Source organism: Methylocapsa aurea (genome assembly GCF_000746085.1).
Lineage (GTDB): Bacteria > Pseudomonadota > Alphaproteobacteria > Rhizobiales > Beijerinckiaceae > Methylocapsa > Methylocapsa aurea.
The window spans coordinates 151,107-160,828 of sequence record NZ_KN050804.1; the positions used below are offsets into that span (position 1 = coordinate 151,107).

A 9,722-nucleotide genomic window follows, 5' to 3' on the forward strand; every position below is an offset into this window, starting at 1 on the left:
TGGGATCAAACTCTGGAGCCTATTCCGAACAGATTGGTTCAATCTGTTCGGCGAGAATATACTCAGACTCTTTAACACTGGAGCGATTTCTGATCGATCGAATGACTCCATTCGATCGGATAGCGCTCTAGAGATCGCCCTCAGCGGATTTTTCGGTGCGCTTGCCGCTCAAGCGCCACCAGAACGTCAAGCCGATGCCAACCAGAACGACGAAACCGAAGAGCAAAACGAGAGCGGAATTATAGATCCATGCGATCGCCGGCACGCCAAGCGCCATGGTGACGCCGAGCACGCAAATCTGCCAGGACACGGCATGAACTCCGGCGATAAAGGTGCCAAGCGCCAATAGCAACAGGAGCGTCAGCCCGATCGCTTGAGCGTCCATCAATCTTGAAACGCCGGTCAGGAACACGAGGTTCATCGCGATCAAAAAAGCCGCCCAATGAAGCGTTTGCGTCCAAATCAACCGGAATTTAGCGTCCCGATCGTGAGCATGCGGCCATCCTGTGAGCACACAGACGACTCCGATCAATGGAGCGAGAAACTCCCAATAGACAATGAGAGGCTGCCTTAAGAACGTGGTGAAGGCGACGCCCAATATTGTGAGCACCAGCAGAATGAAAAAAGGCAGTTCCTTCAGCAGCAATTCCCGTAGCAAGACGCCTGCATCGCGCGTCTGGGCCAAGTGACCAAGCGGCTCTTCCACTTCTTCCGGTTCGTCCATGGGCAATCCATTCCTGTATAAACAGCCAATAAACCAGCCTATTGCAACAAGCTTAAGGCGCCAGTCCCGGTTGTCCAATGGGAGCCAGCGGCATTCAACCCCTAGAGCGCCTCCAGATTCCGCAGCGAAAGCGGATCCAGTTTTTATTTTATCGCATTTTCTCAATGAACCAGCGTTTATTTCGCTGGCAAGCGCGCTAGCGCGCTTTCCGATCGAATGGAGTCATTCGATCGATCAGAAATCGCTCCCGTGTTAAAGAGTCTGAGCATATTCCCGTCGAACAGATTGAACCAATCTGTTCGGAATATGCTCTGGCTTGCAATAAGCGCAAGACAATTGACTTAGCGCAAGCGCCAACGGCCCCGACCCGTCAGGAGCGCGGCAAGGCGATCGGAGCGGCATGCGGGTCACAAGGCAAATGCGAGGTTATCCGCTCAGGCCCTCTCGCAAAGCGCGCCATTCGCGCCAGCGCCACCAGAGCGTCCCCCCGACCCCGAAAACAACGACGACGCCCAAGAACAGGATCAGCGCTGAATCCTCAAGCCACGCAATCGCCGGCACCCCCGCCGCCATCACGATGCCGAGAAAGCCAATCTGCCAGGACAAGATATGGATTCCCGAAATGACAGTGCCGATCGCGAGCAGCAATAGAAGCGTCAGGCCGATCGTATCCGCATCTGTTATTCTCTGAACGCTGGGCATGAGCACGATATTCATCGCGATCAGAAAGACGGTCCAATGCAGCGCCTGCGTCCAGATGAGCCGCAATCGAGCGTCCTTGCCGCTTGCGCGGGACCATCCGGAGGCGATGCAGACGAGGGCCATCAGCGCCGCCAGCACCTCCCAATAACCGATAAGGGGCTTGTTCGAAAAGCTGGTGTAGCCCACGCCGAAAATAGTGAGCGTGAGCATCGCCAAATAAGGCAATTGCCTGATCCAGAAACGCCCGCTGCGCGAATTGGGGAAAGGGTCATCGGCGTCGAGCGCGTCTATCGGTTCCCTCATCGGCCATCCATTCTGAGCGATAAACCAAGCGAGAGGCGCGGCGAATGCGAGGCCCCACTAAATATCAAGAACGCCGAGCGACCGCGATTTCATCATGATTTAATTGTAATTATAGCCGCCGCCACCGCCTGACAATAGGAAAATATTTGCGTCCTTCGCGAGCCCGCGGTCTGGAGCCCTAACAGGGACGGTCCGCCCTAAAAGCATCCAGCTGACAGGCCACGGGACCGGCGCGGCCGCGGCGCGACGCTGCGCCTCCAGATTGACCCGCGGCGGAAGCAAATCATGATCACGCGGCGCAGCAGCCAGGCAAAAAGAAAACTAGCCTTCGAATGTTGCCCAATAGGCACAGGCGCCAGATGACAAGACCCCGCAGGCATGTCGTCAGCGATCAGGCTTTCGGCGGCAAGGGACACAGAACGAAAAGCCGGATCGCGGGCAATTCCTCCCGATGAATCATTGCAGCCGTCAGACCAATTGCGCCAAATCCCGCGTCAGCGCCGTTATTCCCCACCGTCAGCTTTTGTGCGGCAGATGCGTGGCTATGCGAGAAATATCGGATAAATAGATGCGCATGACCGCGAGCGATGGTTCTCGCGGCGGACGCCGCGCATGGGCAATTATCCGGAAGACTGCAGTGACCGAAGAGCGCACAGAATCGTTCAGTTATCGTCAGTTCAACGCGACTTTCATCGAATTGGCGATTCACATCGGGTTTATCGGCCTCCTGGTGGCCTGGACCTTCGTTCTCGTTCATCCGTTCATACCGATCATCGTCTGGAGCGTCGTTCTAACCGTCGCGCTTTATCCGGTTTTCGATTGGTTGGCGGCCATTCTGGGCGGCCGCCGCAGGCTGGCTGCGGCGTTGATTACGATGTTCGGGCTCTTGGTCGTCATCGGACCGGTGACCTGGCTGGGACTTGGCGTGATCGACGGCTTGAAAACGCTTATCGGGCAACTCGACTCCGGAAAATTGTCGATTCCTCCGCCCCCGGAGAGCGTCAGGGATTGGCCGCTTGTCGGGCAGCAGTTCTATGATTTCTGGACACTCGCATCGACCAATGTGCGAAGCGCTCTGACCTACCTTCTCCCGCAGTTGAAGCCGCTCGGCGACATCTTGCTCAACGCGGCGAGCAACGCCGGCACGTGGACGCTGCAGTTCCTTGTCTCCGTGATCATCGCTGGATTTTTGTTTTCACCGGGCCCGCTTCTCGTCACGGCGATGAAGACGCTCGCCTTCAGGATCGACGCGACGCATGGCGAGAGGTTCGTGAAGCTCTCCGGCGCCACCATCCGCGCAGTGTCGCGCGGCGTGATTGGAATTTCGGTGTTGCAGGCGGTTGTCGGCGGAATCGGAATGTCTTTGGCCGAGGTTCCGGGCGCAAGCTTTTTGACGCTCGCCATCTTGGTGCTCGGCATCATTCAAATCGGCCCGTTGCTTGTCGTCGCGCCGCTCCTGGTGTGGAGTTGGACCACGATGACGACGGGGCCCGCCCTGGCCTTCACCGCCTGCATGGCGACGGTCACTCTCATAGACAATGTCTTGAAGCCCTTCGTCCTGGCGCGCGGGCTGACGACCCCGACGCTGGTGACCCTTATCGGCGTCATCGGCGGCATTCTCGCGCATGGGATCGGCGGCCTGTTTGTCGGCCCGGTCGTCCTCGCGCTCGCCTGGGACCTCTTGAACGTGTGGATACGCGATAGCAAGGCGCTAGCGAAGTAACAGGGATCCACAGGCTGGTCATCGCCATCCTCGCCGTGATCGTCCGATAAAAATTCAGCTCCGCCAGATCGAATTCCGACTTTGTCGGCGGCCGCGATGGGCTTACTCTTTCCAAAGATGGGCTGGCTTGGCCCGCTATTGGGAGACTGTCAGGCATGATCTCCTTTTGCGCTCCAATGAGGGGCGCGGCCTTGCGGCGTCCTGTTAGGCGCGCCATCGTCGGCCTCGCCGCGCTGCTCGCGACAGGCATGGCCGACCCCGCAGGAGCCATGCGCCGTCGGGACCCCGAACCGGTCCAGATTGTGGAGAGCCGTCCCGCGGGGGAGCCTCTCATGGCGATTGTCTCGCTCAACAATCAGCGGATCACGATCTATGATGCCGATGGCTGGATCTTGCGCGCGCCGGTCTCCAGCGGCCAAGCCGGATATGAGACTCCCGCAGGCGTCTACAGCATCCTTCAAAAGGAGGCCGACCACCACTCCAATCTCTATGATGACGCCTCAATGCCGTTCATGCAGCGCATCACCTGGTCCGGCATCGCGCTCCACGCGGGGCTGCTGCCCGGATACCCCGCTTCGCACGGCTGTGTCCGCATGCCCTATGAGTTTGCCCAAACTCTCTTCGATATGACGAAAATCGGCATGCGCGTGATTGTGGCTCGGAGCGATGTTCGGCCCGTCCAAATTGACCACCCTGTCCTCTTTCAGCCAAGACCAATTCGGGCTGATGTCGGGCTCAAATCGCTAACCGGGCGCTGGGACGCGGTTCACCCGACAGCGCAGGCGGCGCCAGGAGCCCCTCCGCCCGAAGCAGACGCGCCAGCGCCGGTCAGCCCGGCGGCGCCTCTCTTGACGTTGAAGTCGATCGTCGCCGCCATGTCGGCAGAGGCGCATGCGGCGGCGAAGAAGGCGGATGCGGCCAGGCTGGGCGCGGCGAGAATTACTCGGGATGCCGCGCGGCTCTTGCCTGCGGCGGAAGGCGCGAGATACCGCGCCGAAGCGCAACTTTCCGCCGCGGAGAGCGCGTTTCAAGCCGCAAGCTCGCCGGCGGCGATCGCGGCGGCGGAGGAGGCCAAGGCCAGAGCGCTGGCGCGGCGGGCCGATGCAGAGGCGCAACTGGTCGCCGCCAGGGCGGAAGCGCCGCTGAAGGCCAACGCCGCCGCCCGCGCCCGCGAAGAGGCGCGAGTGGCCGAAGCCGAGAAGATCGCCGCCTTGAACGCGGCGACGGAGGCGGAGCAGATGATGTCGCCGGCGTCAATTTTCATCAGCCGAAAGACACAGCGCCTGTATGTCCGGCAGGCCTTTCAGCAAGTGTTCGAGGGCCCGGTCACAATCCGCGAAGCCGGCCAACCTATCGGCACGCATATCTACACCGCGCTTGACTACACGAATGACGGCGCCAATGTGCGGTGGAGCGCCGTTTCAACGAACCAGAGTCCGGACGGGCGGCAGCGCGGCCCACATAACGGGTCTGGCCGCGGCAAGGGTCGCAATGCGGAGCCGACCTCGCCGGGCGCGGACCTGGCGAGGGCTGCGCTCGACCGCGTCGAAATTCCTAACGACATCGTCGACCGCATCTCAGAGATTATCTCGCCTCAATCTTCGCTGATCATTTCGGACGAAGGCATGAGCGCCGAGACCGGCAAAGACACGGATTTTGTCATCCTCCTGAGCGGCGGCCCTCAAGGCGGCGTCAAGATGCGCCGCCCTGATCCACAAGCTCACAACCGCCGCGAGGACTGGCATGACCGCGGCTATGAGCGCTCGCGGGCTTATGCGCCCTCATTTTATGGCGGCGGCGCATTTGATCCGTGGTAGTCGCATCGCATAGCCACGGCTCCGCGATGACGGCTCCCAGCGCCCATTCAGCGCCGGTCAGTCCCCGAACACACCTGCGGGTTGTGCGCGGCCGAATGCGAAAGCCGGTTCTTTTCGCTCGAGGCGCTGTCGGTGGCGATCGCTGGAAAAACCGATCCGAGGAAGAAACTGCGGATTGTGCTCGAGCTTGCAATCGGCAAGGCGAAAGATGGCCCGAACAATCAACAAATGCGCTTTATGTTTGGCGCCGCGAAAGTCGAGCCTCATTGGAGGCCGACTGCATCGACGAGCCCGCGCGGACAGCCCGGATCCGTCGGCTTCGAGGCGGCGATAAGCTCCTTGAGCGACGGATCGTCGTCGATTTCGCCAACAAGGCCGATCGTCAGCTCCACGATCAGGTTGCGCGCCCCATCGCGTTTGCACGCAACGCGCACGCGGTCGCCGGCGCCCTCGCCGAAACTCGCGTCGAAAGCCTCCTTGATCGCTGCATTGGTGATCTCGGAACCGATGTGGCTTGCAAAGAGCTCCCGAGCTTTAGAGCCGTTCAATTGAGCCATGAGGGCGATCGAGCGAGAGAAATAGGCCTCGGCCGAGTCGTCCTGAAAACAGGTGCCGTGCTTGATCCATTCATGGCGCTCCAGATGCGACATCGTCCCCGGCATGACCTCTTCCAAGCTCTCGCGCGTGCTGGCGTCAAGATTTGGAGCCGGAAGCTTCTCCCACTCCCCGTCTTTATCGGCCGCAACGAGATCAGGCGGCACGTGGCAAAAGGATTTGTTGCTCGGCTGCGGCCAAAGACCGTGCAGCGTGAAATGCGAGGCGTCGAACCGGTCGGCTGACTGCGTCCTGCATTCCGTCTTGTCTTGCTTGGCCTCGCAGAACGCCGGCTGCCAGCTTATGGCGAGAACATAGGCTGGCTGTTCAAATGCCTCGGACTCTCCCGCTCCGACGCCGCCTGCTCCCTGGCCCGGCTTCGGAGCCGACCCATCGGCCGGAAACACATGCTCTCCGCAGGTCACGGCGACCCATCGGCGCGATGGCTGCGCGTTCGCGACCTGGATCAAATAATGCGATGCTGCGGGCTTGTTCTTGGCCAGAAGGGGATAGGAGCGATTGACCTCGGTGCGTATTGCGCCGGGATTGGTTTCCTTTTTGATCGATTGGAGCGCCGGGCAAGCGTCGCGGGCGATGAAATAGCCGGCTAAGGGCACGTCCGCCGCGGCGCGATCGAAACAAGACGACGCCGCGACAAGCACTACAGCAATGAAGATCCGATTCATGGCGTCCCCCTCATCCAACAAAGCGCAAATTCTATTAGGCGCCCGCAAGCAGCGCAACCTGATCGAGCGGATGTTTTTCCGGCGGACGGCGCGCATCCGCCCCGGCCACTCAAAATGCCTATAGTAGGCCTGAGACATTTTTATTGCGCGGCGGACGCTCAACGCTATCATATCATCATGCTAGGTGCTGCCGAGGTGGCCGACAATCTCGTGGCTTGAGCAGAGGAATACTATGCGCCAAGCTTTCGCCAACTGGGGATGCGGCGCAGCCGTCGATCGGTTGCCAAACGTTTGGTTTGGGCATGTATCTCTAATCGACGCATTGGTGGCGATCGTCGGCCTTGTCTCTCTACTCCAAGCAGCCCCGGCGTCAGCAGCGTCTTGCTTCGATGGAGGCAACTTCCTGATCCGCGTCGAGCGTCTCCAGGAAGGGTTCGCCGGACGGACAGGGGAGCGCACGAGCATCGCCGAGGATGGCTGCTTCACCGTCGATCGCTTGCTGAACGGCAACGTGATCTCGCGCCTCCGATTGGGACGCCTCGGCCCGGATCAAATTCTAAGCGCACGCGCAGCAATCGATGCAACAGGCGTTGCATCGCTCCCAAATCGCACTGGGAGTCCGCCAGCAATCAATCCGGCATTCGTGTCCATTACATACGGAGGCGTCACGAAAGAATTAGTTATGCCCGCAGGCGCCAACCCCAAGGACGTTGCGGCGCTCGGAGATGGGCGCGCGGATGATCCGTCCGTGCGGCTGGCGCGTTTGGCGGTCCACCTGCTCGAGCTTACCGGTTCGTAGCTGAGATTCGACGATGACAGGGCGGAGAGGGCAAAATGCTGATCAAGGCGAAAGACAGAGACTGGCCGCGCCAGCGCTTGGCGCCTGCGCTGGCGACAACCGCGCTCCTATGCGTATTGGCGCCTGCCGGCGTCGCGGCCCAGCAGCCTCCTTCCCCGCTGGCGGGAAATGCGCCGCAGCGCGCCCAATACCCGAGCAACGTGGTGGTGACGGAAACCTTCCGGTTCATTGAAGGCGGCCGAGCCTTGCCAGTAACGGATGACATGCCAGCGCTGGTCTCGCGGCTTGGCGAGGGCGCGACAGCGGCGCGGGACCTTGGCGTCGCCATGATCCCCGGACTCGAGGTTGGACAAGGCAACACCGTCCACATTTTCAAGACGCCGCCGACCTTGCGCGCGGACATCGCGCCGCCCAGGCAACCGCTCGTCACGGGCAGGCTGATCACGCTCCATCCGCTCGCTTTTCAGGGCGTGCCGCTTGCTCCTGGCAGCGATGTTCTATCGATCGCGACCGCCACGGGGAAGCTTCTTGTCGTCCGCGAACGAAATCTGCCACAAGCCGTGGACGGCAGCAATCCAACGGTCGACCGCGATGCCGCCAAACGCGCGGCAATGGAGGCGGGCCGCGCGCGCGCAATGCCCGCGGCAGCTGAGGCGGGTGACCCGCGCCTCGAAGTGTTTGTCGATCCCTCAGGCAAGGGCCGGCTCGCCTGGCGCATTCGCGTGGGGTCTTCTTCCCTGACCACACCTTGGGCCCGGGAGATATGGATCGCCGCCATCGGCGACCCCGTCGTGCTTGCCGACCGCGAAGCGATCTATCATACGCACAACGGTCACGTCACCGCGATTGCATTTCCCGCGTCACCGCTTGCCGGCTCTATCTCGCAGGATCTCAGCGACGCCTTTGTGACCAGGACCGGCAGCGGCGGCGGCCAGGCCACCACCGGCGCGGATGGCCGCTATGCATTTCCGACAGGCGTTGGCGCCGCAACGCTGACCGTCGGCGTCAGCGGCCCGCATAGTCGGGTGGACAATGTCGCCGGCGGCGAGATCGCCGCGACGGCAACGGGCTCGCCATCCACCGCCATCGATCTCGCGCTGAATGCCGCGACAGGTGCGGAACTGGCGCAGACAAGCGCCTTCATATGGGCCAATCGCTCTCACGCGCTCGCCCAGGATTTTCTGGCGCCGAATGCTCTTGCCAAGCTGCCGACGCGCGTCAACATAGCTGACAGTTGCAACGCGTTCTGGGACGGAAGTTCGCTTAATTTCTTTCAGGCGGGCAATGGTTGCGTCAACACCGCCTACGCGGATGTCGTGCTGCACGAGTACGGGCATGGCGCCGATGAGTCGGTCGGCGGGATTCTCGATGGCGGCTACAGCGAAGGCTTCGGCGATGCTCTGGCTCTCATCGGCACGCGCCAGCCTTGCGTCGGTCGGGACTTTTTCGGCGCGGGGACTTGCCTGCGCGCGGCGACGGATGTGATCTTGTGGCCGCCCGAAACCGACGAGGTCCACGCAGTCGGACGGCGCTATGCCGGCTTCGTCTGGGAGTTGATCACCGGCCTGCAAACCGTTTACAGCCCCGACGCAGCTTTCGAGGTCGCTCGGCAACTCGTGCTCGGGGCCGCCGCCGCCAATCCGTCGAACATTCCCGATGCCGTCCGCTTGAGCTTCGTCGCTGACGACAATGACGGAGACCTTGCAACATGCTCGCCCCACTTCCGATTCTTGGCGGCGGCTGCGGATAGCCGTCACATCCCGCGCCCCTCTGACTGCGTGGGAGGCCCGCACACGCGCGTATTGGCCGACATCAACAACGACGGCAGGGCGGACATCGTGGGGTTCGGCGACGCCGGCGTTTGGACCGCGCTCTCGGCGGGAGACGGAGGCTTTGCCCCCGAGAAGTTCGTGCTCGCCAATCTCGGCTTCAACCAGGGCTGGCGGGCCGACAAGCACGTCCAGCTCCTCGCCGACATCAACAACGACGGCAGGGCCGACATCGTGGGGTTCGGCGACGCCGGCGTCTGGACCGCCCTGTCGACGGGAGACGGCGGCTTTGCCCCAGAGAAGTTCGTGCTCGCCAACATCGGTTTCAACCAAGGCTGGCGGCCGGATAAACACGTCCGCCTCGTCGCCGACATCAACAGCGACGGCAAGGCCGACATCATAGGATTCGGCGACGACGGCGTTTGGACCGCCCTGGCGACCGGAGACGGCGGCTTTGCCCCCGAGAAATTCGTGCTCGCCAATTTCGGTTTCAACCAGGGCTGGCGGCCCGACAAGCACGTCCGTCTCGTCGCCGACATCAACAGCGACGGCAAGGCCGACATCGTAGGCTTCGGCGACGACGGCGTTTGGACCGCCCTGTCGGC

Annotated in this window: 7 protein-coding genes; 4 read left to right on the forward strand and 3 right to left on the reverse strand. The window is 61.7% G+C overall.

What is annotated here, in order from left to right; genetic code table 11:
- Nucleotides 1-127: 127 nt before the first annotated feature.
- Together DL86_RS15850 and DL86_RS15855 are read right to left on the reverse strand one after the other, a co-directional pair.
- Nucleotides 128-724 (reverse strand): hypothetical protein, encoded by a 597-nt coding sequence (locus tag DL86_RS15850; protein ID WP_245276400.1) that lies wholly within the window; start codon nt 722-724, stop codon nt 128-130.
- Between the two features lie 426 nt (nt 725-1,150).
- Nucleotides 1,151-1,729: a hypothetical protein gene (locus DL86_RS15855; protein ID WP_036263464.1), complete on the reverse strand. Its 579-nt coding sequence runs from the start codon at nt 1,727-1,729 to the stop codon at nt 1,151-1,153.
- A gap of 637 nt (nt 1,730-2,366) precedes the next feature.
- Here DL86_RS15855 and DL86_RS15865 point away from each other — a divergent pair.
- Nucleotides 2,367-3,452 carry an AI-2E family transporter gene (locus DL86_RS15865; RefSeq protein WP_036263920.1) on the forward strand — a complete coding sequence of 362 codons (1,086 nt, stop codon included), beginning with the start codon at nt 2,367-2,369 and terminating at the stop codon, nt 3,450-3,452.
- Between the two features lie 191 nt (nt 3,453-3,643).
- Nucleotides 3,644-5,269, forward strand: a complete 1,626-nt coding sequence (locus DL86_RS15870) for a L,D-transpeptidase family protein (RefSeq protein ID WP_162180450.1) — start codon at nt 3,644-3,646, stop codon at nt 5,267-5,269.
- A 263-nt stretch (nt 5,270-5,532) separates the two neighbouring features.
- On the opposite strand, the gene DL86_RS15880 is transcribed toward DL86_RS15870, so the two are convergent.
- The gene (locus DL86_RS15880) at nt 5,533-6,549 is read right to left on the reverse strand and encodes a ribonuclease T2 family protein (RefSeq protein WP_156964709.1); all 1,017 of its coding nucleotides are present in this window, start codon (nt 6,547-6,549) and stop codon (nt 5,533-5,535) included.
- A gap of 325 nt (nt 6,550-6,874) precedes the next feature.
- On the opposite strand from DL86_RS15880, the gene DL86_RS15885 reads away from it, so the two are divergent.
- Together DL86_RS15885 and DL86_RS18895 are read left to right on the forward strand one after the other, a co-directional pair.
- On the forward strand, nt 6,875-7,348 hold the full coding sequence (locus DL86_RS15885) for a hypothetical protein (protein WP_156964710.1): 474 nt from the start codon (nt 6,875-6,877) through the stop codon (nt 7,346-7,348).
- Between the two features lie 35 nt (nt 7,349-7,383).
- On the forward strand, nt 7,384-9,722 hold a 2,339-nt coding region (locus DL86_RS18895; RefSeq protein WP_202899221.1), incomplete at its 3' end, for an FG-GAP-like repeat-containing protein.